Raw genomic sequence first — 26,219 nt, 5'->3', positions numbered from 1 at the left:
AGGCCGCCGCCTACCCCGTGCCCAGATGGCGGAATTGGTAGACGCACCAGCTTCAGGTGCTGGCGATCGCAAGGTCGTGGAGGTTCGAGTCCTCTTCTGGGCACCAACTAACCGTTCGCGGACGTTCGCCAACGGTTGAAAAAATCAAGGAAATCTGCGAAATACTCCCCCGAACTGTTCGGGGGCATTCACGCATGATCGCCAACAATCGGGCCATTCTGGGGGCATCGCCGGGGGCATATACCCCGAGCGGCCCCGTTTCGTCAGATTTCGGTGCCCCCGCATGGCGCTGAAAGACACGGAAATCAGGGCTTTTCGGCCACTCGATAAACCCTATCGAAAGGCCGATAGCGGCGGCCTCTACCTTGAAGTTTTCCCCAACGGCTCGAAGCTCTGGCGCTGGAAGTTTCGCATTGCGGGCAAGGAGAAGCGACTTGCACTCGGGGCTTATCCTGCCGTCTCGCTGAAAGAAGCCCGGGCCACGCGCGATGACGAAAAGGCAAAGCTGCTCAAGGGCGTTGATCCGGCCTTGGATCGCAAGCGAGGCAAGGTCGCTGCCAAGATCAGCGCCGCCAACACCTTCGCTGCCGTGGCCCACGAATATATTGATACGAAGATGGTCGGCGAATCACGGGCTGATGCGACGATCAGCAAGGCTCGATGGTTCCTTGAGCAGCTGGAGCCCGCCATCGGCAAAATGCCGATCGCGGAGGTCGATCAGCAAATGCTGCTGGCGGCGCTGATGCGGGTGCAGATGAGGGGGCGATATGAGACGGCGAAGAAATGCCGGTCGTTCGCGAGCCGAGTCTTCCGTTATGGCGTCGTGACGGGGCGGTGCGCCTCCGACCCTGCCCATTTGCTACAAGGCGCTCTGACCACGCCTCAGGCCAAGCATTACGCCGCGATTCTGGAGCCTGCCAAACTGGGCGAGCTTCTGCGCGCGATCGATACATTCACCGGCAGCCCCGTTACCAAGGCAGCGCTTCAGATCGCGCCGCATGTGTTCGTCAGACCGGGCGAGCTGCGCCATGCCGAATGGGCGGAGTTCAATCTTGAGGAGGGCATCTGGAACTTGCCCGCCGCCAAAATGAAGGCGCGGCGGCCCCATGCCGTGCCATTGTCGCGACAGGTGAAGCAGATGCTCGTGGAACTGCGGACGCTTACCGGCTCGGGAAAGTATGTGTTCCCCTCCGCCAATGGCCCCAGCCGTCCAATGAGCGAAAACACGCTGAACGCCTCGTTCCGGCGTATGGGCTTCGACAAGGACGAGGTGACGGCCCACGGGTTGCGCGCCACGGCCTCGACCCTGCTCAATCAAAGCGGGCTGTGGAATCCCGATGCGATCGAGCGCGCCCTTGCCCATGGCGAAAGCAATGCCACGCGCGGGGCCTATCATCGCGGGCTTTATTGGGATGAGCGCGTCCGCATGGCGCAGTGGTGGAGCGATTATCTGGATGAGCGCCATGTGAGCAAATGACGGCGATGCGCCCTCGGGCTTAAGGCGCTGTTGACTGTCGCTACTTAGTCGCGTCATTCAGTCGAAATGATCGGCCGGAAATCACCACCTCCAGAACAACTGCTTGCACTCTTGGAAGCCACGATTCGTGATGCGCCGCAATTCACCTATCAGGAAGATTTGGCCAATAACGATAGAGCATGGTTGGGGAGGGCGGACGCTCTGATTGAGGCAAGCGGCGCCATTCCGGCTCTAGTTAGCTTTCGCACAGCCCGCGAGGCGCTTGGGTCATATTCCCATAGTCGCGACAAGCTTCTGATTCCCCTCCATGACGCTTATAGTCGTGTCGAGTTGTCAGCGCCTGCGGCATTGAAAGGTGCGTTCATCCCCGGTGGGGATACGTGGAACGGGTACGCTGCCCTCGTCAGTATTATGCAGACAGAATGCGACGATTTGCTGATAGTGGACCCCTATCTCAATTCTGTCATCTACACAGACTTAGCGCCCCACTCCGCTGCTCGAAAGATCGTTCGGTGCTTGGCTGCGAAGCGGCCTGAGTATCACCCCGGACTTTTAGCTGCCGCCGGTAAGTGGGAAGGTGACAATATTTCAAAAAGCCATCCCGTCGAAGTAAGATATGCGCCGCAGGGTTCCCTGCATGACCGGCTCATCATCCTTGACGGCAAGGTAGTATGGCTCATTTCACAGTCGCTCAAGGACATCGCCAAAAAGTCTCCGGCGTCAGTGTCCCGTGCAGAAGCTGAACTCGGCACGTTGAAAGTCCAGCATTACAACGACCTATGGGACAAGAGCGATCCCCTTGCATGAGCAACCACGAAAGCAGATGGATATCGGCCTGCGATGCCCTCGCCGCCATGACGCGCGCATACGCCTCGGCGATGCAGGTGAATTTGGTAGAAGCGAGGGAGCGTTCCCAAGCGTCAATTCTGCGGTATTTGTCCGCTGGGGACTGGCCAGCGCGTGCGGGAGCCTATCATTGCGAGTTCAGACCGATCGATGGTGATGGCTGGAAACTTGAGAAGGTTCCGAGCAACGAAAATGACGGCTGGGTAATTCCAAAGGAATACTGGCAGGTCGTCGTGAAGTCAGCAGCGCACCGGAACGCCAACTGGCACCTTGGGGAATTCGATCTGTCGTCGTTTCAGGATGAGGGTGGCACCTACTCGGGCTTTGCCCGGAATGTAGAATTCGATCGATCCTACCTTCCCGAGCAATGTCTGACGCCCGAACCAAAGGCCGAAGTTGAGGGAACAGGAGATCCAGGCAGAAGGGAAAAGGGATTCGCGCTCTATATGGCCGAGTTCGATCGTCGAAAGCAGCGAGGCGACACGCTTTCCACTCTGACCCAAGAGGCCGGAGCCTTGTTAGCATGGTTTCGGCAGGAGCATCCCGACCGACAAGCGCCAACGATAAAAACCATAACAAACCGGATTCGCTCCGCACACATCGCATGGAAGGCCGCGCCCGAAATTAAATGATCGGGCCTATTTCGGGCGCGTATTTCGGGCGTCTCGCTCCATATAACTGATCGTCCCGCAACGTTCGGACAATCCCGTCCGTGACCTTGCGGGAACGACACCGATGCTATTTCCCCAATCCGAAGCGCCTCTGCTCGGCTATTCCATCAAGGAAGCCTGCCGCGTGTCCAGCCTCGGCAGGACAACGATCTATTCTCACATTTCTTCAGGCCGTTTGAAGGTAACGCGCCTTGGCCGCCGCACGATCATTTCCGCCGCAAGCCTGTCAACCGGCGCGCAAAGTTGACCCCCTATCGGCGCCCAACATTGACCCCCTTTTTCGTGAGTTCCGGCGGTTATCCCGGTAGTCCATAGGAGGGACCCGCGGACGCCGACGCGCGCCGTCAGGAGCGCTGGCGGCGGCGTCCGCGGGAGGTACCTGTGGACCCACCGGGGTAACCGCCGGGGATGGGGGTCCGGGGGAAGGGGTTTTTCCCGTCTCTTAGCTTCGGTTTTTGAACCGCCAGCTGTCGTTGCCGGTTTCGATGATGTCGCAATGATGCGTGACACGGTCCAGCAGCGCCGTCGTCATTTTGGCATCCTGGAAGACGCTAGGCCATTCGCCGAAGGCGAGATTGGTGGTGATGATCACCGAGGTCTTTTCGTAGAGTTTGCTGATCAGATGGAACAGCATCTGGCCTCCTGACCGGGCGAACGGCAGATACCCGAGCTCGTCCAGAACCACGACGTCCAGGCGGGCCATCTGGGCGGCCAGGCTGCCGGCCTTGGCCTGCCGGGTTTCTTCCTCCAGACGATTGACCAGATCGACGGTATTGAAGAACCGGCCCCTGGCCCCGGCGCGGACCACCGCAGCGGTGATGGCGAGCGCGAGATGCGTCTTGCCGGTGCCGGTGCCACCAACCAGCACGATATTGCGCCGTTCCGGCAGGAACGAGCCGGCATGGAGCGAACGCACCAGGCTCTCGTTGATCGGTGTGTCGGCGAAGACAAAGCCGTCGAGATCCTTGATGGCCGGCAGCCTGGCCGCAGTCATGCGATACCGGATCGAGGCGGCTTCACGGTGGGCCGTTTCGGCGCGTAGCAGATCGCCAAGCATCTCCATGGCGGTCCGGTCACGGCGGATGCCATTGGTGACGGCATCGTCGAACGCGGCGATCATGCCCTTCAGGCCCAGCCCCTTGAGGGCTGCCAACATCTCATGCCGCTGCATTGAGGCCTCGCACCGTATCGTAGCGCGCGCAATCGGCAATGGGCGGATGCTTGAGCCTGAGATCGACGACAACATTGATCGCCTGCACAGGCTGTGGTTCGCGTCGGCGCGACAGGATGTTGAGAATGACCTCGTCATTGGCCGTGCCCGCCGCCATGGCTTCGCGCACGGCAGCTTCGACTGCCTCCAGGCCATCCTCGGGCACCGCTGCCAGTACCCGTACAAAGCGTCGGTCTGCGTCATCGCTTTTGCCCAGCTTGCGGCGCAGCTGGGCCAGGGCCGGCGGAAGATCCCAGTCCTGGAAGGGAGCGCCGTTGCGCAATGCGCCTGGCTTGCGGATCAGGACCGGCAGATAGTGCCAGGGATCGAACTTCGTCTGATTGCGGCCGAACAGGCGGGCATGCTCGGCGACCACCTTGCCGGCACAACGGATGACGACCCGGTCGGCATAGGCGCGCAGTTGCACCGCATGCCGGGCAGCAACGGCCATGACCGAGTAACGGTTGCGATCGAAGCTGACGAGGCAGGTCGAGCTCGCCACATGTTCGCTCTCGAAGAAGCCGTCAAAAGGCGTGGTGAGCGGCTGTAGGGAGGGTCGTTCCATCTCCAGTGCCTGGGCGATGGTCATATCTTCCATATCCGGATGGGCATAGCGCTCGGCCCATCGGCGACACTCGGCCTCCAGCCATGCGTTCAACTCTTCCATGCTGGCAAACCGCAGACGTGGCTTGAACAGCCGTTCCCTGCCGGTCTGGACCTGGTTCTCGACCTGTCCCTTCTCCCAGCCTGCCGCCGGGCTACAGGCCACCGGCTCAACGCCATAATGATCCGTCATGATCAGGAAGCGCCGGTTGAACACCCGCTCCTTGCCAGTGAACACCGTCGTCACCGCGGTCTTCATGTTGTCGTAGATGCCGCGCGTCGGCACCCCGCCGAGAAAAGCAAAGCCCCTGGCATGGGCGTCAAACACCATCTCCTGGGTCTCACGCGGATAAGCCCGCACAAAGGGCGCCCGCGACCAGCATAGCCGCATATGCGCCACCTTAACCCGCATCGGCTTGCCGGCGATCTCCACGTCCTCGTGGCTCCAATCAAACTGGTAGGCCTCGCCAGGCCGGAACATGAGCGGGATGAACACCTTGCTCATATCCCCGCTGCCACCGGCGTGGCGCTCCTGCTTCCAGCGGGCCGCATAGCGCCGCACCGCATCGTAGGAGCCGGTGAACCCCTCACGTTCCAGCAGATCATGAATCCGCGTCAGCCGCAGTCGCTCGCGCCGGGGGCGCTCTTCGTTCTCCGCCAGCAACTCATCTAACCGTTCGCGAAATGGACCGGTCTGCGGACGATGCTGCTCCTTCCTCTCGTAGCTGAAATCCGCCTCCGGAGCACGGATCGCCTTGCGCACCGTGTTGCGCGACAACCGTAAATCACGCGCAATCTCTTTGATCGGCTTACCGTCCCTGTGCTCCCTGCGTATCTTGGCAATAGTCTCCACAATCAACATCCCCGTCCTCGCCGCCTGGAAGCCCAAGCCGCGACGCCTCACACTCTGGAATGATGGGGGTCAATTTTAGACGCCGATCACCCCGCTAAGGGGGTCAATTTTGCACGCCGCTCCACAAGTTGGAGCAGGCGAATACGATTTATCTGACTTGCGAGGATGATGAAGACCAACTCCATTGGCGGCAAGCTCACATCTGCGGGACTCTCGGTGTGCTGATGGAAAGCTTAGCGGGCAGGCTCAATCTAGTCAGTTTGCGCGGCGAACTGGACATTGAGCTATGCACGTTCGCCAAAGGCGGCTTTTTCGCATTGGCTCCGGCATATCATCGGCTAGCGGCCCTGATAACGCAAACCGGCGCGAAACTCGTCTTCCTCGACAACGTTGCACACTTGTTCACCGGCAACGAGAATGATCGGGGAGACGTCACGCGCTTTCTCAATGCCCTAAACCGCCTCGCGGGAGAGACGGGCGCAGCCATCATCCTGATCGGGCACCCGAACAAGCAGCACGGCCAAGGCTATAAGGCCGGGAATCAGTATTCCGGCTCGACCGCATGGCAAAATGCCGTGCGGTCGCAGGTCACGCTCGACCATGATGCGGAGACGGGGCTTCGCACGCTGACGATCAGCAAGGCCAACTATGGCCGCACGGATCAGGCAATCCGCTTTTTCTTCGTCAACTGGGCATTCGTTCATGCCGAAGATGCCCCAGCCGACACTGGAAAGGCTATGGTGCAGGCGAACGAGCGCTTTGGGACGGACTTCACCGAGGCCGACCAGCTTTTCTTCGATCAGGTGCGTGCCACCGCTGAGAGGGATGAGAAGATCGTTGAAGCGGCAAAGGCGAACAACGAAGCGAACTTCGCGGCTTTCTTCAGCCGCGTGCTCGATGACCTGTTCATCCAGCGGATGGAGGGCAACGACGAAATCTTCAACCGCGTGATGAGCGACAAGCAATTTCGCTCAGCAGCGCAAGAGCATCTGGCGCGAGAGGTGTATGATCGCGTCCGACGCAAGGGCGATAACAACCCCGATTTGATCGGCGCGGATTAGGGCTGGTCAACGGGACCGGCATTCGCCAAAATGGTCTTCGAACCCGAGCCACAAAGTGGGACTGGGGGCATGAATGGGGGCATAAGCAATCTCCCCATCGCGATAATCTAATTTTATCAAATAGATAATTTGCCTTTGCGGTTCCTCTTCTGGCACCATTTTCCAGACAACGCTGGAAACGTTTGAGAGCTGTCTTTGGGCAACCCTCTCGGCGCGTGCACGCGCCCTCTTCCCGATCGACATTTTGATACATGCTTCGCGCGTGCGGATGGGCCAAGATCGCGTATCCGGTGGATTCGGTCGCGCGCCCGTATCGCACGTCACAGATGTCGGCGGGCGGGCACAATCCGCGTCCGGCCGCGTTTGGAACGGGTCGGATCCCCGGAATTGGCGATGAAGATGAGGGCGGATCATGCTGGAAGCGGACGATCTGGAGCTCACGCGCAGGACCGTGCTGGTGGGTAGCGCCGCATCCGTGGCGGCGACGGCCGTGCCCGTGACGGCGGAGGCACAGCCGCCCGCCCCGCCTTCGCCGGCGATGGCCAGGGTGGCTTTCGTGGTGAACGGGCGCGAGCATGCGCTGGAGCTCGACACGCGCACGACGCTGCTCGATGCGCTGCGCGAGCATCTCCGCCTCACCGGCACCAAGAAGGGTTGCGATCACGGCCAGTGCGGCGCCTGCACGGTGATCGTCGACGGGCGGCGGATCAATTCCTGCCTGACGCTGGCGGTGATGCACGAGGGCGACCGGATCACGACGATCGAGGGCCTCGGCACGCCGGAGGCCCTGCACCCCATGCAGGCGGCCTTCATCAAGCATGACGGCTATCAGTGCGGCTATTGCACGCCGGGGCAGATCTGCTCCGCCGTCGCGGTGCTCGACGAGATCAAGGCCGGCATTCCCAGCCATGTCTCGGCCGACCTCACTGCCCGCCCCAGGGCGACCAACATGGAGCTGCGCGAACGGATGAGCGGCAATATCTGCCGCTGCGGCGCCTATTCCAACATCGCCGAGGCGATGGCCGAAGTCGCGGGGGTGAAGGCATGAAACCCTTCACCTACGAACGCGCCGCCACCCCCGTCGAAGCCGCCGGGGCGGCCGCGCGCACGCCGGGCGCGAGCTTCATCGCCGGCGGCACCAACCTGCTGGACCTGATGAAGCTGCAGATCGAGGCGCCGGCCCACCTGATCGACGTCAACGGTGTCGGGCTCGACCGGATCGAGCCGGCCGGAGACGGCGGGCTGCGCATCGGTGCGCTGGTGCGCAATACCGATCTCGCCGCCGACAAGAGGGTGCGCCGCGATTATGCGGTGCTGAGCCGGGCGTTGCTGGCCGGGGCATCGGGTCAGCTGCGCAACAAGGCGACGACGGCCGGCAACCTGCTGCAGCGGACGCGTTGCCCCTATTTCTACGACACCAACCAGCCATGCAACAAGCGCCGGCCGGGCAGTGGCTGCGCGGCGATCGGCGGGTTCAGCCGCCAGCTTGGCGTGATCGGGGTGAGCGAGGCCTGTATCGCGACGCACCCCAGCGACATGGCCGTGGCGATGCGGCTGCTGGATGCGACGGTGGAGACCGTGAAGCCGGACGGCACGACCCGCGCCATCCCGATCGCGGACTTCCATCGCCTGCCCGGCAATACGCCGCATATCGAGACCGCGCTGGAAGCCGGCGAGCTGATAACCGCCGTGACCTTGCCGAAGCCGCCGGGCGGACGACATATCTACCGGAAGGTCCGCGATCGCGCCTCCTACGCCTTCGCCTTGGTATCGGTTGCCGCCGTGATCCGGCGCGACGGCAGCGGCCGCGTCGCGCTGGGCGGCGTGGCGCACAAGCCGTGGCGGGTGGAAGCGGCCGAGGCGGAACTGCCGCGCGGGGCGAAGGCGGTCGCCGCCGGGCTGCTCGCCGGTGCCCGGCCCACCCGCGACAATGCCTTCAAGCTGCCGCTGGCCGAACGCACCATCGCCGCGGCGATCGACGAAGCGAGGGCCTGAGCCATGAAGTTCGAGACCCCGGCAGGCGCCAACCCGATCGATCGCGGCAAGGTGGTGGGCCGCCCGCTGGACCGCATCGACGGCAAGCTGAAGACCACCGGCACGGCCCCTTATGCCTATGAGCGGCACGACGTGATCCCCAACCAGGCCTATGGCCATGTGTTGGGCGCGGCGATCGCCAAGGGGCGGATCGTGGCGATCGACTTGGCCGAGGCGAAGGCGGCGCCGGGCGTGCTCGCGATCGTCACCGCCGGCAATGCCGGCAAGCTCGGCAAGGGCCAGATGAACACCGCCCGGCTGATCGCGGGGCCGGAGGTGGAGCATTATCATCAGGCGGTGGCGCTGGTCGTCGCGGAGACGTTCGAGCAGGCGCGCGCCGCCGCGCATCTGGTGCGGGTGGATTATGCCCGGACCAAGGGCGCGTTCGACCTTGCCGCCGCGAAGGATGCCGCCACCATGCCGAAGGGCGACGAGGATTCGCTGGTGGGTGATTTCGCCGGTGCCTTTGCCGCGGCGCCCGTCCAGCTCGACGCCGAATATCGAACGCCTGACGAAAGCCATGCGATGATGGAGCCGCACGCTTCCATCGCCGCCTGGGAGGGCGACAGGCTGACGCTCTGGACCTCGAACCAGATGATCAACTGGGGCAAGGGCGATGTCGCGCGGAACCTGGGCATCGCGCCGGAAAATGTGCGGCTGGATTCGCCCTATATCGGCGGCGGCTTCGGCGGGAAGCTGTTCGTCCGCGCCGATGCCGTGCTGGCCGCGCTCGGCGCCAAGGCGGCGGGACGGCCGGTGAAGGTGGCGCTCGCCCGGCCGATGATGGCGAACAACACCACCCACCGCCCCGCAACCATCCAGCGCATCCGCATCGGCGCGACGAAGGACGGCAGGATCACGGCGATCGGCCATGAAAGCTGGTCTGGCGATCTGCCCGGCGGCGGGCCGGAAACGGCGGTGCAGCAGACGCGGCTGCTTTATGCCGGCGCCAACCGGATGACCCGGCTGCGCCTTGCGGTGCTGGACCTGCCCGAAGCAAATGCCATGCGCGCGCCCGGCGAGGCGCCGGGGCTGATGGCGCTGGAGGTCGCCATCGACGAGATGGCGGAAAAGCTGGGCATGGACCCGATCGAATTCCGCATCCTCAACGATACCCAGGTCGATCCCGAAAAGCCGGAACGCCCCTTTTCCCAGCGCCAGCTCGTCGCCTGCCTGCGCCAGGGGGCGGAGCGCTTCGGCTGGGGCAGGCGCAACGCCACGCCGGGCGCGGTTCGGGACGGGCGCTGGCTGGTGGGCATGGGGGTGGCGGCGGGCTTCCGCAACAACCTGCTGCAGAAATCCGCCGCGCGGGTGCGGCTGGAAAACGACGGCCGCGTCACGGTGGAAACCGACATGACCGATATCGGCACCGGCACCTATACCATCATCGCCCAGACAGCGGCGGAGATGATGGGCGTGGATATCGGCAGGGTGGTGGTAAAGCTCGGCGATTCCGACTTCCCCGTTTCGGCCGGATCGGGCGGGCAATGGGGCGCCAACAACGCGACGGCGGGCGTCTATGCCGCCTGCGTGAAGCTGCGCGAGGCAGTGGCCCAGAAGCTGGGCTTCAACGCCGACGCGGATTTCGCGGACGGGCGCGTCACCAGCGGCAATCGATCGGTGCCGCTGGCGGATGCCGCCCGCGACGGGCCGATCGCGGCGGAAGACCTGATCGAATATGGCGATCTCCACCGCAAATATCAGCAGTCGACCTTCGCCAGCCACTTCGTCGAGGTGGGGGTCGACCGCTTCACCGGCGAGACGCGGGTGCGCCGGATGCTGGCGGTGTGCGCCGCCGGCCGCATCCTCAACCCCAAGTCCGCGCGCAGCCAGGTGATCGGCGCGATGACGATGGGGGTGGGCGCGGCGCTGATGGAGGAGCTAGCGGTCGACAAGCGCTTCGGCTTCTTCGTCAACCACGACCTTGCCGGCTATGAAGTGCCCGTCCATGCCGATATCCCGCACCAGGAAGTGATCTTCCTCGACGAGGTCGATCCCATATCCTCGCCGATGAAGGCCAAGGGCGTGGGCGAGCTGGGCCTGTGCGGCGTGGGCGCGGCCATCGCCAACGCGATCTACAACGCCACCGGCGTGCGCGTGCGCGATTATCCCGTCACGCTCGACAAGCTGATCGCCGGGATGCCCCTTTCGGTCTGACCGTCCGCGCCTCCTTCGCGTAGCCAGACCGCCACCTTCGGATCGGTGGACCGCCCTTCCGACAATCCCGAAGGTCGATCGCCCTTAGAACGCCTCCGCAATGCTGAAATAGAGCGCGTTGGAATGCTTGCCCACCGCGAAATCCAGCCGGAGGTTCACATTGGTCTTCCGCGATGGCTGGAACCGCAGGCCGCCTCCCCCGGCGGGCAGGAACTTGGTGTCCGTAAGATGGCCGAGGCTGGGGGAGACGCCGCCGACACCGCCGAAGACGACCGCGCCGATCCGCCAGAACAGGTGCTGGCGGATCTCGGCCTGCGCCGCCCAGGTGGCGCCGTCGCGATAGCGCCCCGCCTCGTAGCCGCGCAGATCGTTGTTCATGCCCTAGAGGCACAGATCGTAGAAGGGCCGGATTATGACGATGAGCTGGCGCGGGTCTACACCACCATCTCCCAACGCGACGTCTTCCGGATGCGGGGTCTGCTGAAAGGCTTCTTCGCCGACGCGATGGCGGATTCGACGCCGCTGATGCAGCTTGTGGAACGCTATGTCGACCAGACCATGCTGGATGCCATCGCCCGCGAATATGCCAAGGGGCGGCTGCTGCTGGTGGCCACGGCGGACCTGGACGCGCTGGAGCCGGTGATCTGGAACATGACGGCGATCGCCGCCAGCAAGGATCCGCGCGCGCCGGAGCTGTTCCGCAAGATACTCGTGGCGTCAGCGTCGATCCCCGGCGCCTTCCCGCCGGTGATGATCGACGTGACCGTCGACGGCGTCCGCCACCAGGAAATGCATGTCGACGGCGGCACAATCGCGCAGGTCTTCCTCTATCCGCCGGCGGCGAAGGCCGCGCTGCACGGCCATATCGTGGCGCGCAAGCGCACGCTCTACATCATCCGCAACGCCCGGCTGGACCCGGACTGGGCAAGCGTCGAACGGCGCACCCTGCCGGTGGCCGCGCGCGCCGTCGCCTCGCTCACCCAGACGCAGGGGATAGGCGATCTCTACCGCATCTACGTGACCACGCAGCGCGACGGGATCGATTACAACCTGGCCTTTATCCCCAGCAGCTTCAACGTGCCGCACCGCCAGGAATTCGATACCGATTATATGCGCCAGCTCTTCGAGCTCGGCAGGGCGGAGGGAAGTGCGGGATATCGCTGGCAGAAATATCCGCCGGGATATGAGGCCGCCCCGATCGACCAGCGCTGACAGGCCGGATCTCCCCCGGAATCGCCAGGGCACGCACGCAACCGATACCGATCCGAACGGCAACGGGGCGAAGGCCGCTTCCGGCCTCCGCCCCGCCATTGCCGGATTCCCGCTCAGCTGGAACCGGCGGCCGGTTCCGACAGCTTGGCCAGGGCATCGCTGATCGTGAAGCTGCCCGGTTTCTGCACGCGGGGGAAATCCTTGAACGTCTGCACGAACTTGTCCGCCAACCCGTAGGCGCCGAACAGGATATAGTCGTGATAGAGGAACCATTCATAATAGCTGTTCGACGTGATGTCGGCATATTCGTAGGGATCGGTCCGCAGGTTGAACAGCTTGGGCAGGCGGAGCGGGACGAAGGGCTCGGCCCAGACCTGCATGGTGCCGCGCACCCGCTGCTCCATGAACACGATCTTCCAATTGTCGTAACGGACGCCCAGCACGTCACCGTCATCGCTGAAATAGAAGAACAGCTTGCGCGGGCTCTCCTCTTCCTCGCCGGTGAGATAGGGCAGCAGGTTCACGCCATCGATGTGGTTCTTGAACGTCTTGCCATTGGCCTCGTGGCCCTTCTTCAGCTTTTCCACGACATCGGGTTCGCCCGCGATCGCCAGGAAGGTGGGCAGCCAGTCATGATGCTGGACGATGCCGTTGGCGACATGGCCGGCCTTCACCTTGCCCGGCCAGCGCACCAGCAGCGGCACGCGGAAGGCGCCTTCCCAATTGGTGTTCTTTTCGCTGCGGAACGGCGTGGTGCCGCCATCGGGCCATGAGTTGCGATGGGGGCCGTTGTCCGTCGAATACATGACGAAGGTGTCGTCGACGATACCGAGTTCATCGAGCAGATCGAGCATCTGGCCGACATTGCCGTCATGATCGATCATCGTGTCATGATAAGGCGATTGCCAGCGGCCGGCCTGGCCCAGGCTTTCCTTCTTGGTGTGCGTGAACATGTGCATGTGGGTGGTGTTCAGCCACACGAAGAAAGGCACGCCATCGGCATGCGCCTTCTTGATGAAGGCGCGGGCATGCTCGACGAAATCGTCGTCGCAGGTTTCCATGCGCTCCTTCGTCAGAGGGCCGGTATCCTTGATCTTCTGCTTGCCGACCTTGCCCCAGCGCGGCTCCTCGGTCGTGTCCTCCTTGTCCTGCGCAAAGCAGTGGAGAACGCCGCGCGGGCCGATGGTCTTGCGGATGTTGGGGAAATCCTTTTCCGGATAATAATCGTACATCTCCGGCTCTTCCTCGGCATTCAGGTGGTAGAGATTGCCGTAGAATTCGTCGAAGCCATGCAGGGTGGGCAGAAATTCGTTGCGGTCGCCCAGATGGTTCTTGCCGAACTGGCCGGTTGCGTAGCCATGGTTCTTCAGCAGGTCCGCGATCGTGACGGTTTCCGCCTGCAGCCCTTCGCGTCCGCCCGGACGGCCGACCTTCGACAGGCCGGTGCGATAGACGCTCTGGCCGGTGATGAAGGAGGAACGGCCCGCCGTGCAGCTCTGCTCGCCATAGCTGTCGGTGAACATCGTGCCTTCCCTGGCGAGGCGATCGATATTCGGGGTCTGATACCCCATCAGGCCGTGGGAATAGCAACTGAGGTTGCTGATCCCGATATCGTCGCCCCAGATCACCAATATATTGGGTTTACCCTTCGGCATCGCGAATCTCCCGTCGCAGAGGATCGGGGAAAACATCGCAGCCGGCCGGCGACGATCCTATCGGGACAAACCCTTCCCTTCGCGCGGATATGCCCTAGGCATGCGGGCGCCGGCGCATCGAAGGGAGGGCTTCAGGCCTGGACGATGTTGTTGCGCACGGCGTAGCGCACCAGCTCGGCCGTCGTCTTCAGCTTCAGCTTGTGCATGGAGGAAGCGCGGTGCGTTTCCACGGTCTTCACGCTGATGTGCAGGGCGTGGCCGATTTCCTTGTTGGTTCGGCCCTCCGCGATCAGCTGCACCACCTCGCGCTCGCGCTGGGTGAGGGTGGTGCCGCTGGCCGATTGATCCGCCTCGAGGAAGCGATCGAGCAGGGTTTCCGATATCGCGCCCGAGAAATAGGGCTTGTGCACCGATAGCGCCTCGATCGCGCCCAGCAGGTGACCGCCCGTATCGGATTTCAGCACATAGCCGCGCGCGCCGGCGCGCAGCACCTCGAGGATCAGATCCTCCCGATCGTGCATGGTATAGATCAGCACCTCGACGCGCGGCAGCTCCCGCTTGAGGCGGCGGGTGAGATCCAGCCCGTTGAGGATCGGCAGCAGATAATCGACGATCGCGATGTCCGGCTTGCATTCCAGCGCCAGATCGAGCGCGCTCTGGCCGTCCGCCGCCTCGCCCACCACGATCCAGTCGGGCCGGTTCTCCACGAAGGTGCGCACGCCACGGCGCAGCACCTCATGGTCGTCCGCAATCAGGATGCGGCGCTGGGGAGGTCCCATGCCCACTCCGCTCAGCCCGGCCTTGCCGTGGAGCGATCCGGCGGGAAACAGCGCAGGGCCTGCATGGTCGATCGTGCTCCTCGCACTACTCCCTCCACTTGTTCCGGCCGGTTGCTCCGGCTCGCCGATTCACGAAGGATCACCCGAAGCGGGGGCGAAGACCATAGGGATTTACCCCCGCACGGGCGGCGCCCGATCCCGTCCAAGGCAGGCGCGCCCGGAAGATATACGAGGCATTCCACCGGGAAAGTCCCGATGTCGCGCTCAGGCGGAGGCGGCTAATTTCCCTGCGACCATCTCGTCAGCGGGAGTTCGGACCATGCTGCGTTCCCTCTATTTCGGCGGACATCTGGCGGCGGCCGCGACCCTCCTGGCCGCGCCGGTGATCGGGTGGGCGCAGATGCGCCAGCGCGATCCGGCGGCGGCGTTCGAGCAGGCCGATGCCGACAAGGACGGCAAGGTGACGCAGGCGGAATATGCGGCGGCGCGATCTCGCCATTTCGCCCAGCTCGACCATAATGGCGACGGCGTGGTCAGCCGGGCGGATTTCCCCCGCGCGTCCAGCCGTCCGCAGATCGCCGCCCGGCTGGACGCGATGATCGCCGAAGCCGATCTCAACAAGGACGGGCAGGTCACGCGCGAGGAACTGGCCAAGGCGCCCATGCCGATGTTCACGCGCGCGGACACCAACAAGGATGGAGCGGTGACGCAGGCCGAGATCGCGGCCCTGCGCGCAGCCCACGGGCGCTGACCGGCCATCATCCCATGGTGAGGCGCAGCGCGGGAAGCTGCAGCAGCTGGACCAGCCCGACGATGCACGCCACCGCTGCCAGGCTGATGAGCGCCAGCCGGACCCTGGGCCGCTTGAACGTCTGGCCGATGCCGCCCAGGAACAGCGCCAGGGCCAGGATCACCGTCGCCTGGACGAAGGCGTCGCTGATATTGTTCGCCCGCTCGCCATCGGCGAACAGCCTGTCCGCCTCGCGCTCCATCCGCGCGGCCTCGTTCCGCAACGGCATCGCATAGTCCGTCATCGCGAAGGGCGTGGGCGGCGCCGACAGGTTGTGGAGCGGCTTCAAGGCGATCCAGGCATCGAAGGCCGGCCGGAATGCGGGCCGGAAGCGCCGGTGGTAAAAAGCCTGCAACCTTGGCTCCTCCTGCGCCACGGCATCGAGCCATTGCGAGAAAAGGAAGAGGTCCACGGCCTCCAACTGGCCGTTCTGCATGGCAAGCCGGCTCGCCTCCACCCGGGCGGCACCGGCGCGGGTATAGGCGGCCGCCTGCTCGCCATCCCAGAGCGCCGCCTGGAAGCCTGCCCAAGAGGTCAGGAACGCCGCCACCGACAGCACCAGCGCGGCGATGATCTCGGCCAGGTCCAGATGCCGTTCGTGGCGCCGCTGCGCGGCCTCGATCGTTTCGGCCTCTTCATCCATCGGGCGGGCACCCTTCACTCCTCCCCTTGCTTTTCGATTGCCCGCGCGCGCTTCGCCATCGGGGAAAACCCGCGCCGCGACCCGGCAACGTCCCGATCGTCCTCGCGGCGGGGCCGGCCTTCCCGCAGCGCTGGTGGCCGCCCCACGCCATCCGGACTGATCTCAGGCGATCTCGGTATTCTTCCCGATAGGTATGGCGGCTTCCGCTGCCCCATAATGACGACAACCGGAAGCCATGGAGGGAATCGATGGCGAAGCGTTGGTTCGGCATTGCCGCCTTGCTTGTGGCAACCGCCTGTGCATCGACCCCGCGGGTCAATTACGACTCCGATCCGACGGCGGATTTCAGCCGCTACCGATCCTATAGCTGGGTATTTTCCGGCGTTCCGCAGGGGATGAACCCGCTGCTGTTCGAACGGGTGAAGGCGTCGATCGACCGGTCGCTCGCCGCCCGATCCTTCACGCAATCGGCGAACGGCGATTTCGCCATAGCCTTCACGCTCGGCGCCCGCGACAGGGTGGAGGTGACGGATTACGGCCCTTACGGCCCCTTCTTCCCCCGCTTCGGCTATGGCTGGGGCGGATATCACGATGTCGACGTGCGCAACGTGACCGACGGCACCCTGACCATCGACATATATGACGTCGCCACGAAAAAGCCGGTCTGGCACGGCACCGCGACGCAGGAGATCAACCGGAACAAGCCCGATCCGGCGATGATCGACGTCGCGGTCGACGCGGCGCTCGCCAATTTCCCGCCGCCCCCGCCCAAGGCCCGATAGCGCCGGCCCGCCGATCGGAGACGTGATATGGACGAACCACCCGTTCCCCCCGGCGACGCTGATTCCCTGATCGGCGGCGATCCTTCGGAGGAACTTTCCTCCAATCGCACCGCGCTATCGCTTTTCCGCACGGAGATGAGCAGCGACCGCACGCTGATGTCGGTCGTCCGCACCTCGCTCTCGCTGATCGCCTTCGGCTTCACCGTCTTCCAGTTCTTCCAGACGCTGAAGGAGAATTATCTGAAGGACCAGATGATGAGCGCCGCGCCCCGCCGGTTCGGCGCGGTGCTGATCGCCATCGGCATGGTGATGCTGTGCCTGGGCCTTTATAACCATGTGCGCTCGATCAGGATGCTGCGCGAACGGCGCAACCGCCTCTATCGGCTGGGGCTGATCCACAACATGGCACAATTCCAGCTATCGTCGACGACATTGATCGCCGGCGCCCTGCTGATCGTCGGCCTGTTCGCGATCCTGCGCGCCATCTTCCATATCGGGCCGTTCTGATGGCGACCGCCGGGGCCATGCCGGCCGTGGCCGATCGCGATATGGCCTGGATTCCCGCCGGCCGCTTCACGATGGGATCGGACGATCATTATCCCGAGGAGCGGCCGTGCCGCCCCGCCCGCGTGGACGGATTCTGGATCGACAGGATGCCGGTGACGAACGCGGCGTTCGCGCGCTTCGTGGCCGCCACCGGGCATGTGACGGTCGCGGAGACCGCCCCGGACCCGGCCGACTATCCCGGTGCGCTTCCCGAAAACCTTGTTCCGGCATCGCTGCTGTTCGTGCAGCCTTCGGCCCCCGTCGCCCTCCACGGCCCGATCACCCAATGGTGGCAATATACGGCCGGCGCGGACTGGCGGCATCCCACGGGGCCGGAAAGCAGCCTCGACGGCCTGGACGACCATCCCGTCGTCCATGTCGCGCTGGCCGATGTCGAGGCTTATGCCGCCTGGGCCGGGCTGGCGCTGCCCACGGAGGCCGAATGGGAATATGCCGCGCGTGGCGGGCTGGAAGGCGCGGAATATGCCTGGGGCGATGTCCTGATGCCCGACGGCAAGGCCATGGCGAACACCTGGCAGGGCGCGTTTCCCATGGAAAACCGGCTGGAGGACGGCTGGCTGCGCACGTCGCCGGTGGGCACCTATCCGCCGAACGGCCACGGCCTTTACGACATGATCGGCAATGTGTGGGAATGGACGGCGGATTGGTGGTCGCTCCCCGGCGCGCGCATCGCCGCCAAAAGCTGCTGCGGCGGGGATCGGCCCCGCCCGCCAACCGAGGCCGGAAGCGTGGCGCCGGGCGATCCGATCCCCATCCCCCGCCGCGTGCTGAAGGGCGGATCGCATCTCTGCGCGCCCAGCTACTGCCGGCGTTACCGGCCCGCCGCCCGGCATGCGCATCCTATCGACACGCCGACCTCCCATATCGGATTCCGTTGCGTGTATCGGGAAGGCGCGGGGGAATAGCCGCGCCCGTCGCCGGGCGAGGCCGCGAGCGGATTCAGCCGATGATGTCGGCGACGATGCGGCGCAGCTCGCGCTGGGAGAGGAGCGCCGATCCGGCGGCGCGGATGGCAGGATCGTAGGCCGGCATCGGCGGCCGGCGCGTTTCGTTTCGTGCGTTCTTGTGATTGATGGTCTGCATTTCATTCCTGGGCGCGTTCGATCGCGCATCTTGGTTTATGGAAATGCCGGCGGCGGCGCCCATACGCTATCGGATGAAGCGACAAGCGCGGCCTTGGGGCCACGGCATGTCTGGCGTTCCGGTGGATTGGCATGCCCCACCCCGCGGGGTTCGGGCGGCAGCCGGGTTCGGACGATCCCGGCGCATGGCGCACCATGTCGGCGCCCTGGATATGGGGGGCATCAGGCCCCGATCAACCCCTGCCCACCGCGCGGCGGCTGGTGGGCCGGGCTTTTGCCCGGAATTACCGGGCGATGGAGCCCGCCGTTCCGGCTTTCGTAGCCGGACGGCGGGTTCGCATCAGCCGCACGATCAACGGGCGGCGAAGCGGAGATCGGACTTGGCGACGGCCATCGCCATATCGGCCTTCGCCCCTTCGATCGCCTTGGCGCGGCAGCGGGCGCTCGCCACCGTGGGGACGTTGCCCGTCCGGCCGCAGATCCGGTCGGCGGCGCGGCTGACGCGGCTCTTCAAGGTGGCGACGCCGGCATCGGTCGACAGATCAAGGTCGCTGTAGGAGACCGGCTGGCTGACCGTTTCGGCGCGCAGCGGGGTGGCGGCGGCGAGGGTGACGACAGTGGCGACGATCGCACCGAAGACGGCGAGCGAGTTGTTCTTGATGGTCATTTTCTTTCCCTTCCCTGAGTGAGGTTGCAGATGCTTTCCTACTCAGCAGGGATCGTGCCAATTTCGATTTCCCCGGAAATTCTCATATTTTTCGATTTTACCGATATGATATCCACCATCTATCGGCAAATTTCGCACATAGATGGCAAAATAAACCATCTCACGAAAATTCCCTTCATGGGCAATCCCCCATCTGTCCGGTTTCGGACAAAGGGCGGCGGCTGGCCCTGCCCCGGCGAAAGGCCGATAGTCGCGCCATGGACGATTCGATGACGGGCCAGAAGGCCATGCCGGCGTCCATGAGGAGGATTTGCCGATGACCGATGCGCCGACCAGCATCAGCCTTGACGCCCATCTCGCCATTGCGGGGCCGGCGGCCGAAAGCTTCGCCCGCCTGTGGCGGACATTGTGGCGACAGGATCACCTGCCGGCGGAATTGCTGGAACTCTGCCGCCTGACGATGGCCCGTCTCCACGGCGATGCCGGCGAGCAGGCCGCCGCCAATATCGAGCTGGGCGGCCATGCGCCCTCGCCCGGCCGGCGCGATGCCGTCCTGTCCGGCACGGCGCCGGACGATCCGGCCTTTTCGCCCGCGGACAAGGCGGTGCTGCTGTTCGCCGAATATTATTGGATGGACCCGCAATCCATCACCGAGGAGGCCGCCGATGCGGTGAAGGCCCATTTCGGCGAGGCGGGGCTGGTGATGCTGATCGAGGCTTTGGGCTGCATCGACGGCCGCATCCGCGCCGCCCGCTGCCTGCGCGACCTGACGGCCGCCGCCCCTGTGAAGGAGACCGCCCATGTCGGCTAAGCCCCGCGCCACCGGCCCCGGCACCCAGACCGGCAATGTCATCCGCGACAGCGCGATGGGCCTGATCCCCGAAACGGTGGATGAGATCATCGCCCTTAACGGCCATGTCTGGCGCGACAGCCTGGTGCCGCCTTCGCTGCTGGAGATCATCCGCCTGCGCAATGCGCGCACGGTGAACTGCGTCTTCTGCAAATCGGTGCGCTATGACGTGGCCCGCCGCGACGGCCTTTCCGAGGATCGCGCCGAGATGGTGGCCGACGGCTATGAGGACAGCGCCCTTGCCCCCCGCGAAAAGGCGGCGCTGGCGCTGGCCGATGCCTATCTGAACTTCCCGGCCGGCATGGCGCCGGACGGCGCGGCGCGGCTTTCGGGCACGTTCCAGCCGGCCGAGATCGCATCGATGCTGGTGGCGCTGATGACCTTCAACTTCACCTCGCGCATGGCAGTGAGCATCGGCGGCATGCCGGAAGAACCGCTGCCGATCACCGAAGTCTCCCTCGCCATATCGACAAGCTGAGCGGGGCACGGCGACGCGGCGTTTCCATGGCCGGGGATCGGGTATAAGCGACCCATCATGTCGATCGAATCCGAAGCCCGGCCGCGCGCCGATTTCGAAACGGGATTGGCCGCGCTGGCGGAACTGCTGGGCGAGCGCTTCACGCGCAACGCAGCGATCCGCGAGCAGCACGGCAAGGCCGAGACCTATCATGCCGCCCGGACGCCGGATGCGGTGATCTTCCCGCGATCAACCGAAGAGGTGGCGGCGGCGGTGGCCATCTGCGCGCGCCATGCCATCCCGATCATCGCTTATGGCGCGGGCACGTCGCTGGAGGGCAATATCACCGCCATCCACGGCGGCGTCTGCTTCGACATGACCAGCATGAACCGGATCGTCACGGTGAACGAGGCGGACCTCGACTGCACGGTGGAAGCCGGCGTGACCCGCGAGGCGCTGAACCTGCACCTGCGCGACAAGGGGCTGTTCTTTCCGATCGATCCCGGCGCGAACGCCACGCTGGGCGGCATGGCATCGACGCGCGCGTCGGGCACCAACGCCGTGCGTTACGGCACGATGCGCGAAAATGTGCTGGCGCTGAAGGTGGTGACGCCGGAAGGCCGGATCATCACCACCGCCCGGCGCGCGCGCAAGTCCGCCGCCGGTTACGACCTGACCCGGCTGTTCGTGGGATCGGAAGGCACGCTGGGCATCGCGACCGAGGTGACGCTGCGCCTTTACGGCATCCCCGAAACCATCTCGGCGGCGGTGTGCCCGTTCGAGAGCCTGCAGGGCGCCGTGGACACCGTCGTCCAGGCGATCCAGCTCGGCGTGCCGATGGCGCGGATCGAGTTGCTGGACGACGTGCAGATCGACGCGGTGAACCGCTGGGCCGGCACCGGGCTTGCGGTGCGGAACACCCTGTTCTTCGAATTCCACGGCAGCGAGGCGCATGTGCGCGAGCAGGTGGAGACGGTGCGCGCGATCAGCGCCGACAATGGCGGCGGCGATTTCAGCTGGGCCTCCACCACCGAGGAGCGCAATCGCCTGTGGAAGGCGCGGCACCAGGCTTATTATGCCGCGCTCAACCTGCGGCCGGGATCGACCGGCTGGTCCACCGACGTGTGCGTGCCGATCAGCCGCCTGGCCGAATGCATCGTCGCGACCAAGGCCGATCTGGCCGGCATCGCCATGCCCGCGCCGATCGTCGGCCATGTCGGCGACGGCAATTTCCACGTCACCTTCGTGCTCGATCCCGAACGGCCGGAGGAGTTCGCCGAGGCCCGCCGCATCAATGCCCGGCTGGTGGAGCGCGCGCTGGCGATGGGCGGCACCTGCACCGGCGAACATGGCGTGGGGCTGGGCAAGATCGACTGGCTGGAGGCGGAGCATGGCGAGGCCGTGGAGCTGATGCGGCGGATCAAACGCGCCATCGATCCCGCCAACATCATGAACCCCGGCAAGATCCTGCGTCTGCCGCCCGATCCGGCCTGAAGCCGGTCAGGCCCGGCGCGCGGGCCGTGGCGGAAGCGCGGTGCGGCCGGAGGCGTGGATGACCACGCGGTTGCGGCCGCCGCGCTTCGCCTCATACAACGCCTCGTCCGCAAGGCGGTAGAGCAGCGGGAAGCTCGTCGCAGCACCGGTATCGGCAAGGCCGATGCTGACGGTGACGGGCATGTCGGCGGGCAGCAGCCCGTCATAGCCCTGGCCGGCGATGCCGATCCGAACGCGATCGGCGAATTCGGCCAGCGGCCGGCCGGCCAGCCCGCGAACGATCAGCACGAATTCCTCGCCGCCCAGCCGGCCGGCCGTGCAGATGTCGCCCTCCCACTGCCGCAAGCGATCGGCGATGCGGCGCAGCACCCTGTCACCCACATCGTGCCCGAAATGATCGTTGACCGCCTTGAAGCGATCGACATCGATCAGGAGCAGCCCGAAGGCGATATTCTCCCGCTCCGCAAGCGCCAGCGCCTCGCCGGCGGCGGCGATGAAGCCGCGGCGGTTGAGAAGGCCGGTCAGCGAATCGCGGCGGGCCAGCTCATCCAGCTCCGCCTGTGCGGCCTGCGCGGCGTCCCGCTCGATGCGGAGCCGCGCGAGGCGGCGGGTGATCGCGAAGGACAGCCAAATCGTCTGGAAAGCGGATGCCATCAGCACCGCGATCTGCGCGCCGCCGCCCAGCAGCCGATCGTTGAGGTCCAAAAGCTGGGTGGCCCCCAGGGTCGCCATCGGCACCGCCCAGGCAAGCGCGAAATCGCGCGCCTCCACGCTGCCGCGCCGCCAGGCGGTGACGATCGCGGCCGTGACCGCCAGCAGATCCGCGATGATGAGAACGCCCAATATCTGCCCGATCGGCTCGATCGCGGGGCCGACGGCGAAGGCCGCCGGCAACCCGACCAGCGCCACCGCCGCGCCCAGCAGGAGAACGCCGATGCGCAGGGCGCGGGGAAGCAGCGACCGTTCGAGCGAGGTGACCGCGCTTGCGGTTGCGCAGGCGATCGCCAATGTCGAAAGGAAGGTGCAGATCTGCGAGGAAAGCGTGCCCGCGATGCCCGGCACCACCAGCAGCGCCAGCTGCGACCAGATCAGGCCCCAGATGAAGACGCAGGCCGCCCAGGCCCCGTGCCAGGCGATGAACTGCCGGCGCACGCCATGCGCCAGCGACAGGTTGTAGATCGTGCCGAGCAGCAGCAGCGTGAGCGCGCCGCCGATCAGCGGGCCGACGAGCGTGCCCTCGCGATCGGCCTCGCTACCCGGCATCAGCCGCGCCCGTAGCAGATCGTGGCTCGCCAGCCGATCGAAGCGCATGGTGAGCGACGCCACGGGCACGTCCCGATCGGGCAGGCGGAAGACGATCTGGCCGCCATCGCGCCAATGCGTGCCGAAATCGCCGCGCGCGACCCCGAATGTCCGGACCGCGCCGTCCGCATAGGTGGAAAATATCGTGAGGCGATCGAAGCGGGTGAGATGGACCAGCAGGGCGAGATCATCGCCGGCCGACCGGGCCTGCACCGGCATGTGCAGCCAGAGCGTGCCGGCCTGATAGCCGCGCGGCCGGCCGTGGCACCGATAATCCGACGGGGACGGCATCTCCGCGCCGGGATCCTCCGGCGTGACGACGTAGCAGAGCGGCGCGCCGATCTTGAGCGAATCGACCGCGCCATGCGCGAACGGGGCGAATCCGCACAGCAGGAAGATGGCGATAACGGCGCCGGCCAGCCCCCTGATGCCCCTTCTCCCGCTCTGATGCCCTAGCATTCCCATGATCTTTCGGATCATATCTGTCTAGAATGATCAAAGTTTTACCGATGATGGCAGGGCTTTGCCGATTCGGCCGGCCGGCCCCTGGCGAAGGAGCAAAATCGGCGGATTACCGCGGGCAATCGTCGTTTCCATTTCCCTAACACTTTTTGTTCAAGATCATCCCGAAAGGGCAGAACAAAGCTATGGGGTCGACTCCTTTCCATATTAGCCGGTCGCGCTACGGGCCGAACCTGCGCATCCTGTGCGCGGCGCTGCTGATCGGGCTCGTCGTGGGCGCGCTTGGCCTGTTCCTGCCGGTCGAGATGGCCGCGCGGACCATCAGGGGCAAGCTGCACGCCGATCAGGCGAGCGGATCTATCGTCGTCGTCGCCGTCGACGATCCGAGCGTCGCCGAACTCGGCCCGTGGCCATGGCCGAGGGACCAGATCGGACAGATCGTGGGCAAGCTGCGCGCCGCCGGAGCAAAGCAGATCCATCTCGATATCGATCTGTCATCGCCAGGCAAGCCCGCAGAAGACGCGGCACTCGAGGATGCGTTGCGCGCCGCGAAGGGGCATGTATCCCTCTCTTCCCGGCTGCTCGTCGACATGGTTGCCGGAACGCAGGCGGATACCAGGCCGCTGCCGCGCTTCACCCGCCATGCCACGATGGCGAACACCAATTTATGGGTGGATCGGGACAGCAAGATCTGGGCGCATCCTTATGCCCTCGAACTCGCCACGGGGGTCATGCCATCGCTGGCCAGCCTGCTGAGCGGCGTCCAGGGCAATGAAGGCGCGCAATTCCCCCTGGACTATGCGATCGACGTGCGCTCCGTCCCCGTCGTCAGCGCGCGGGATATCGCCAAGGGCCGCTGGGACAGCAAGATCGTCGCCGGGCGCAAGGTGATCGTCGCGCAGACGTCCACGGGCGCCGAACATTATTTCATGCCGGGCTACGCCCTCGTGCCGGCGGCGTTCTTCCATGTGATCGCGGCTGAAACCCTGATTGCGGGCCGCCCCATCGCCCTGGGCTGGATGCCGCCTTTGATCCTGGCCGGAATGATCGCCGCGATATTCCTGACACTGCGCAACCGGACACATGCGCGGATCGTGCTGGCGGGGGGCTACGGGCTTTTCCTGATCGGGCCGATATTCCTGGAACATCACCACATCTTCCCGGATATCATGGCGTCGCTCGTCACCATGACGGTGGTTGCGGTCGTTCATCTCTACAAGAATCTGCGGCGCGCCTATCATGTCCGGGGCACCACCAATTCCATCTCCGGCCTGCCCAATCTGAATGCGCTGCGCCAAAGGGAGGAAGCCGCGCTCGGCACCCTGGTCGTCGCGCGGATCCAGAATTTCGCCGAAATCACCACCGCCCTTCCCCAGGAATATGAGCGCGAGCTCGTCGAGCAGATCACGAGCCGGTTCAGCTTCGGCACGACGGGCGCCGCCATTTATCAGGCGGACGAGGGGATATTCATCTGGGTAGCGCAGACCCAGAATGACGAGATGCTGATCGAGCAGCTTAACGGCCTGCACGCCCTGTTCCGCAGCCCGGTGATCGTTTCGGCCCAGCTTGTCGACGTGACGGTGACCTTCGGCCTGGACAATGATTCCTCGCGTCCGCTGATGCAGCGCGTGTCGAGCGCGCTCGTGGCGGCCGACGAGGCCGCAAAGGAAGGCCTGCGCTGCGCGACATTCGATCCGGCGACGCTGGAGGATGCGCAGTGGAAACTGTCTCTCCTCGGCCGTCTCGACCAGGCGATCGAGCGGGGCGAGATCTGGGTCGCCTACCAGCCCAAGATCGACCTCGCCAATGATCGCATCATCGGCGCCGAGGCGCTCGCACGCTGGAAGCATCCCGAGAAGGGTGAAATCTTCCCGAGTCAGTTCATCGTCGCCGCCGAGCGAAGCGGGCGAATCGAAAATCTGACCGCGCATGTCCTCGATTCGGCCGTGGGACTCGCGGCGCGGATCAATCGGTCCGGCTACCCGTTCAGCATCGCCGTGAATCTTTCGGCGCGGCTGCTCGACAAGCCGGGCCTGATCGGGATGGTGGAGCAGACGCTCGCCCGTCACGCCCTGCCGGCCGGCCTGCTGATCCTGGAAGTGACCGAGACGACGGCCATGGCCAGCCAGAGCGAATCCTTCGCGAATCTGGAACGGCTGAGCGCCATGGGCGTGCAGCTATCGATCGACGATTATGGCACCGGTCTTTCAACCCTCGAATATCTAAAGAAAATTCCGGCAGGTGAGATCAAGATCGATCGCAGCTTCGTCGGCATGCTCGATAAATCCCAGGGTGACCGGATCATGGTGCATTCGACGATCCAGCTCGCTCATTCGCTGGGTCGCAAAGTGGTGGCCGAGGGGGTGGAGAATGCCGCCACGCTCGCCGAATTGCGGCGGATGCAATGCGATTTCGTGCAGGGCTACCATACTGGCCGGCCGATGCCGGCGCCTGCCCTGATCAACCAATTGCCCGCTAACGCAAGGGAAACTGCGGCTTAACATACTTAATATCTTGTTAACCATGATTGGTAGTGATACCCCTCGTTTCGCGGGCGTCCTGAAC

General features: G+C 64.8%; 27 protein-coding genes and 1 tRNA gene. 18 read left to right on the top strand and 10 right to left on the bottom strand.

Features of this window, described 5'->3' with window-relative positions; all coding sequences use genetic code 11:
• The first annotated feature begins 19 nt into the window (after positions 1-19).
• From G432_RS13110 to G432_RS24445, 5 genes are all read left to right on the top strand, one after another.
• Positions 20-106 (top strand) — tRNA-Leu (locus G432_RS13110).
• Positions 107-283: 177 nt separating this feature from the next.
• Entirely contained in the window at positions 284-1,477 is a 1,194-nt protein-coding gene (locus G432_RS13105) for a tyrosine-type recombinase/integrase (RefSeq protein ID WP_015459299.1), read from the top strand.
• A gap of 66 nt (positions 1,478-1,543) precedes the next feature.
• Positions 1,544-2,284, top strand: a complete 741-nt coding sequence (locus G432_RS23310) for a hypothetical protein (protein WP_144062048.1) — start codon at positions 1,544-1,546, stop codon at positions 2,282-2,284.
• Positions 2,281-2,955, top strand: a complete 675-nt coding sequence (locus G432_RS23305; RefSeq protein WP_144062047.1) for a hypothetical protein — start codon at positions 2,281-2,283, stop codon at positions 2,953-2,955. Before G432_RS23310 ends, G432_RS23305 begins: the two co-directional genes overlap by 4 nt.
• A gap of 103 nt (positions 2,956-3,058) precedes the next feature.
• Complete coding sequence (locus G432_RS24445; protein WP_084673658.1) at positions 3,059-3,241, top strand: helix-turn-helix domain-containing protein; 183 nt, start codon at positions 3,059-3,061, stop codon at positions 3,239-3,241.
• Between the two features lie 195 nt (positions 3,242-3,436).
• On the opposite strand, the gene istB is transcribed toward G432_RS24445, so the two are convergent.
• Entirely contained in the window at positions 3,437-4,165 is a 729-nt protein-coding gene (gene istB / locus G432_RS13100; protein WP_015449229.1) for an IS21-like element helper ATPase IstB, read from the bottom strand.
• Complete coding sequence (gene istA, locus G432_RS13095) at positions 4,152-5,669, bottom strand: IS21 family transposase (protein WP_015449228.1); 1,518 nt, start codon at positions 5,667-5,669, stop codon at positions 4,152-4,154. Before istA ends, istB begins: the two co-directional genes overlap by 14 nt.
• A 119-nt stretch (positions 5,670-5,788) precedes the next feature.
• Here istA and G432_RS22595 point away from each other — a divergent pair, with 119 nt between their 5' ends.
• The 4 genes from G432_RS22595 (at position 5,789) to paoC (ending at position 10,912) form a co-directional block, all read left to right on the top strand.
• Positions 5,789-6,721, top strand: coding sequence for an AAA family ATPase (locus tag G432_RS22595; RefSeq protein WP_084673657.1), 933 nt, complete (start codon positions 5,789-5,791; stop codon positions 6,719-6,721).
• A 412-nt stretch (positions 6,722-7,133) separates the two neighbouring features.
• Complete coding sequence (gene paoA / locus G432_RS13085) at positions 7,134-7,769, top strand: aldehyde dehydrogenase iron-sulfur subunit PaoA (RefSeq protein WP_015459297.1); 636 nt, start codon at positions 7,134-7,136, stop codon at positions 7,767-7,769.
• Entirely contained in the window at positions 7,766-8,716 is a 951-nt protein-coding gene (locus G432_RS13080; protein ID WP_015459296.1) for an FAD binding domain-containing protein, read from the top strand. Before paoA ends, G432_RS13080 begins: the two co-directional genes overlap by 4 nt.
• 3 nt (positions 8,717-8,719) lie before the next feature.
• Entirely contained in the window at positions 8,720-10,912 is a 2,193-nt protein-coding gene (paoC, locus tag G432_RS13075) for an aldehyde oxidoreductase molybdenum-binding subunit PaoC (RefSeq protein ID WP_015459295.1), read from the top strand.
• An 84-nt stretch (positions 10,913-10,996) separates the two neighbouring features.
• On the opposite strand, the gene G432_RS23745 is transcribed toward paoC, so the two are convergent.
• Positions 10,997-11,290, bottom strand: coding sequence for a hypothetical protein (locus G432_RS23745; protein WP_015459294.1), 294 nt, complete (start codon positions 11,288-11,290; stop codon positions 10,997-10,999).
• A gap of 90 nt (positions 11,291-11,380) precedes the next feature.
• Between G432_RS23745 and G432_RS13065 the strand changes: the two genes are divergently transcribed.
• On the top strand, positions 11,381-12,124 hold the full coding sequence (locus G432_RS13065) for a hypothetical protein (RefSeq protein WP_051128738.1): 744 nt from the start codon (positions 11,381-11,383) through the stop codon (positions 12,122-12,124).
• 113 nt (positions 12,125-12,237) lie between these two features.
• Here G432_RS13065 and G432_RS13060 read toward each other — a convergent pair whose 3' ends face one another.
• Both G432_RS13060 and G432_RS13055 read right to left on the bottom strand, forming a co-directional pair.
• Positions 12,238-13,779: an arylsulfatase gene (locus G432_RS13060; protein WP_015459292.1), complete on the bottom strand. Its 1,542-nt coding sequence runs from the start codon at positions 13,777-13,779 to the stop codon at positions 12,238-12,240.
• Positions 13,780-13,910: 131 nt separating this feature from the next.
• Positions 13,911-14,558: a response regulator gene (locus tag G432_RS13055; protein WP_015459291.1), complete on the bottom strand. Its 648-nt coding sequence runs from the start codon at positions 14,556-14,558 to the stop codon at positions 13,911-13,913.
• Positions 14,559-14,877: 319 nt separating this feature from the next.
• On the opposite strand from G432_RS13055, the gene G432_RS13050 reads away from it, so the two are divergent.
• A complete protein-coding gene (locus G432_RS13050) occupies positions 14,878-15,309 on the top strand; it encodes an EF-hand domain-containing protein (protein ID WP_015459290.1) in 432 nt (143 codons plus the stop codon).
• 7 nt (positions 15,310-15,316) lie between these two features.
• Here the strand turns inward: G432_RS13050 and G432_RS13045 are convergent, their stop codons facing one another.
• On the bottom strand, positions 15,317-15,991 hold the full coding sequence (locus G432_RS13045; RefSeq protein ID WP_015459289.1) for a hypothetical protein: 675 nt from the start codon (positions 15,989-15,991) through the stop codon (positions 15,317-15,319).
• Between the two features lie 248 nt (positions 15,992-16,239).
• Between G432_RS13045 and G432_RS13040 the strand changes: the two genes are divergently transcribed.
• From G432_RS13040 to G432_RS13030, 3 genes are read left to right on the top strand one after another with little or no spacing between them, the layout of a single operon-like run.
• Complete coding sequence (locus G432_RS13040; RefSeq protein ID WP_015459288.1) at positions 16,240-16,773, top strand: DUF4136 domain-containing protein; 534 nt, start codon at positions 16,240-16,242, stop codon at positions 16,771-16,773.
• A 27-nt stretch (positions 16,774-16,800) separates the two neighbouring features.
• Entirely contained in the window at positions 16,801-17,280 is a 480-nt protein-coding gene (locus tag G432_RS13035; protein ID WP_015459287.1) for a YidH family protein, read from the top strand.
• A complete protein-coding gene (locus tag G432_RS13030) occupies positions 17,280-18,245 on the top strand; it encodes a formylglycine-generating enzyme family protein (RefSeq protein WP_015459286.1) in 966 nt (321 codons plus the stop codon). The genes G432_RS13035 and G432_RS13030 overlap by 1 nt, the downstream gene beginning before the upstream one ends.
• A gap of 34 nt (positions 18,246-18,279) precedes the next feature.
• Here G432_RS13030 and G432_RS13025 read toward each other — a convergent pair whose 3' ends face one another.
• The 3 genes from G432_RS13025 to G432_RS23300 form a co-directional block, all read right to left on the bottom strand.
• Entirely contained in the window at positions 18,280-18,486 is a 207-nt protein-coding gene (locus G432_RS13025; protein ID WP_015459285.1) for a hypothetical protein, read from the bottom strand.
• Between the two features lie 288 nt (positions 18,487-18,774).
• Positions 18,775-19,089, bottom strand: a complete 315-nt coding sequence (locus G432_RS13020; protein ID WP_015459284.1) for a UrcA family protein — start codon at positions 19,087-19,089, stop codon at positions 18,775-18,777.
• Between the two features lie 42 nt (positions 19,090-19,131).
• A complete protein-coding gene (locus G432_RS23300; RefSeq protein ID WP_144062045.1) occupies positions 19,132-19,428 on the bottom strand; it encodes a hypothetical protein in 297 nt (98 codons plus the stop codon).
• Between G432_RS23300 and G432_RS13015 the strand changes: the two genes are divergently transcribed.
• Genes G432_RS13015 through G432_RS13005 form a run of 3 tightly spaced genes read left to right on the top strand, consistent with a single transcriptional unit; the run spans position 19,406 to position 21,890 of the window.
• Positions 19,406-19,900, top strand: coding sequence for a hypothetical protein (locus G432_RS13015; RefSeq protein WP_015459283.1), 495 nt, complete (start codon positions 19,406-19,408; stop codon positions 19,898-19,900). The two genes, G432_RS23300 and G432_RS13015, sit on opposite strands and share 23 nt — an antisense overlap.
• The gene (locus G432_RS13010) at positions 19,890-20,417 is read left to right on the top strand and encodes a carboxymuconolactone decarboxylase family protein (protein ID WP_015459282.1); all 528 of its coding nucleotides are present in this window, start codon (positions 19,890-19,892) and stop codon (positions 20,415-20,417) included. The genes G432_RS13015 and G432_RS13010 overlap by 11 nt, the downstream gene beginning before the upstream one ends.
• A gap of 57 nt (positions 20,418-20,474) precedes the next feature.
• Positions 20,475-21,890 carry an FAD-binding oxidoreductase gene (locus G432_RS13005; RefSeq protein WP_015459281.1) on the top strand — a complete coding sequence of 472 codons (1,416 nt, stop codon included), beginning with the start codon at positions 20,475-20,477 and terminating at the stop codon, positions 21,888-21,890.
• 6 nt (positions 21,891-21,896) lie between these two features.
• On the opposite strand, the gene G432_RS13000 is transcribed toward G432_RS13005, so the two are convergent.
• Positions 21,897-23,651 (bottom strand): sensor domain-containing diguanylate cyclase, encoded by a 1,755-nt coding sequence (locus G432_RS13000; RefSeq protein ID WP_015459280.1) that lies wholly within the window; start codon positions 23,649-23,651, stop codon positions 21,897-21,899.
• A 188-nt stretch (positions 23,652-23,839) separates the two neighbouring features.
• Here G432_RS13000 and G432_RS22165 point away from each other — a divergent pair, with 188 nt between their 5' ends.
• Entirely contained in the window at positions 23,840-26,155 is a 2,316-nt protein-coding gene (locus G432_RS22165; RefSeq protein ID WP_015459279.1) for an EAL domain-containing protein, read from the top strand.
• Positions 26,156-26,219: the final 64 nt, after the last annotated feature.

The sequence above is a fragment of the Sphingomonas sp. MM-1 genome (genome assembly GCF_000347675.2).
In the GTDB taxonomy this organism is placed as follows: Bacteria; Pseudomonadota; Alphaproteobacteria; order Sphingomonadales; family Sphingomonadaceae; genus Sphingomonas_E; species Sphingomonas_E fennica.
The sequence above is the reverse complement of the archived record's forward strand: the minus strand, read 5'-3'. Positions and strand labels throughout refer to the sequence as shown.

What these genes read in the sequence shown, in the direction of transcription:
- G432_RS13105 (WP_015459299.1), top strand. Translation starts at nt 284, where the DNA reads ATGGCGCTGAAAGACACGGAAATCAGGGCTTTTCGGCCACTCGATAAA.
- G432_RS23310 (WP_144062048.1), top strand. Translation starts at nt 1,544, where the DNA reads ATGATCGGCCGGAAATCACCACCTCCAGAACAACTGCTTGCACTCTTG.
- G432_RS23305 (WP_144062047.1), top strand. Translation starts at nt 2,281, where the DNA reads ATGAGCAACCACGAAAGCAGATGGATATCGGCCTGCGATGCCCTCGCC.
- G432_RS24445 (WP_084673658.1), top strand. Translation starts at nt 3,059, where the DNA reads ATGCTATTTCCCCAATCCGAAGCGCCTCTGCTCGGCTATTCCATCAAG.
- istB (WP_015449229.1), bottom strand. Translation starts at nt 4,165, where the DNA reads ATGCAGCGGCATGAGATGTTGGCAGCCCTCAAGGGGCTGGGCCTGAAG.
- istA (WP_015449228.1), bottom strand. Translation starts at nt 5,669, where the DNA reads ATGTTGATTGTGGAGACTATTGCCAAGATACGCAGGGAGCACAGGGAC.
- paoA (WP_015459297.1), top strand. Translation starts at nt 7,134, where the DNA reads ATGCTGGAAGCGGACGATCTGGAGCTCACGCGCAGGACCGTGCTGGTG.
- G432_RS13080 (WP_015459296.1), top strand. Translation starts at nt 7,766, where the DNA reads ATGAAACCCTTCACCTACGAACGCGCCGCCACCCCCGTCGAAGCCGCC.
- paoC (WP_015459295.1), top strand. Translation starts at nt 8,720, where the DNA reads ATGAAGTTCGAGACCCCGGCAGGCGCCAACCCGATCGATCGCGGCAAG.
- G432_RS23745 (WP_015459294.1), bottom strand. Translation starts at nt 11,290, where the DNA reads ATGAACAACGATCTGCGCGGCTACGAGGCGGGGCGCTATCGCGACGGC.
- G432_RS13065 (WP_051128738.1), top strand. Translation starts at nt 11,381, where the DNA reads ATGCGGGGTCTGCTGAAAGGCTTCTTCGCCGACGCGATGGCGGATTCG.
- G432_RS13060 (WP_015459292.1), bottom strand. Translation starts at nt 13,779, where the DNA reads ATGCCGAAGGGTAAACCCAATATATTGGTGATCTGGGGCGACGATATC.
- G432_RS13055 (WP_015459291.1), bottom strand. Translation starts at nt 14,558, where the DNA reads ATGGGACCTCCCCAGCGCCGCATCCTGATTGCGGACGACCATGAGGTG.
- G432_RS13050 (WP_015459290.1), top strand. Translation starts at nt 14,878, where the DNA reads ATGCTGCGTTCCCTCTATTTCGGCGGACATCTGGCGGCGGCCGCGACC.
- G432_RS13045 (WP_015459289.1), bottom strand. Translation starts at nt 15,991, where the DNA reads ATGGATGAAGAGGCCGAAACGATCGAGGCCGCGCAGCGGCGCCACGAA.
- G432_RS13040 (WP_015459288.1), top strand. Translation starts at nt 16,240, where the DNA reads ATGGCGAAGCGTTGGTTCGGCATTGCCGCCTTGCTTGTGGCAACCGCC.
- G432_RS13035 (WP_015459287.1), top strand. Translation starts at nt 16,801, where the DNA reads ATGGACGAACCACCCGTTCCCCCCGGCGACGCTGATTCCCTGATCGGC.
- G432_RS13030 (WP_015459286.1), top strand. Translation starts at nt 17,280, where the DNA reads ATGGCGACCGCCGGGGCCATGCCGGCCGTGGCCGATCGCGATATGGCC.
- G432_RS13025 (WP_015459285.1), bottom strand. Translation starts at nt 18,486, where the DNA reads ATGGGCGCCGCCGCCGGCATTTCCATAAACCAAGATGCGCGATCGAAC.
- G432_RS13020 (WP_015459284.1), bottom strand. Translation starts at nt 19,089, where the DNA reads ATGACCATCAAGAACAACTCGCTCGCCGTCTTCGGTGCGATCGTCGCC.
- G432_RS13015 (WP_015459283.1), top strand. Translation starts at nt 19,406, where the DNA reads ATGACCGATGCGCCGACCAGCATCAGCCTTGACGCCCATCTCGCCATT.
- G432_RS23300 (WP_144062045.1), bottom strand. Translation starts at nt 19,428, where the DNA reads ATGCTGGTCGGCGCATCGGTCATCGGCAAATCCTCCTCATGGACGCCG.
- G432_RS13010 (WP_015459282.1), top strand. Translation starts at nt 19,890, where the DNA reads ATGTCGGCTAAGCCCCGCGCCACCGGCCCCGGCACCCAGACCGGCAAT.
- G432_RS13005 (WP_015459281.1), top strand. Translation starts at nt 20,475, where the DNA reads ATGTCGATCGAATCCGAAGCCCGGCCGCGCGCCGATTTCGAAACGGGA.
- G432_RS13000 (WP_015459280.1), bottom strand. Translation starts at nt 23,651, where the DNA reads ATGCTAGGGCATCAGAGCGGGAGAAGGGGCATCAGGGGGCTGGCCGGC.
- G432_RS22165 (WP_015459279.1), top strand. Translation starts at nt 23,840, where the DNA reads ATGGGGTCGACTCCTTTCCATATTAGCCGGTCGCGCTACGGGCCGAAC.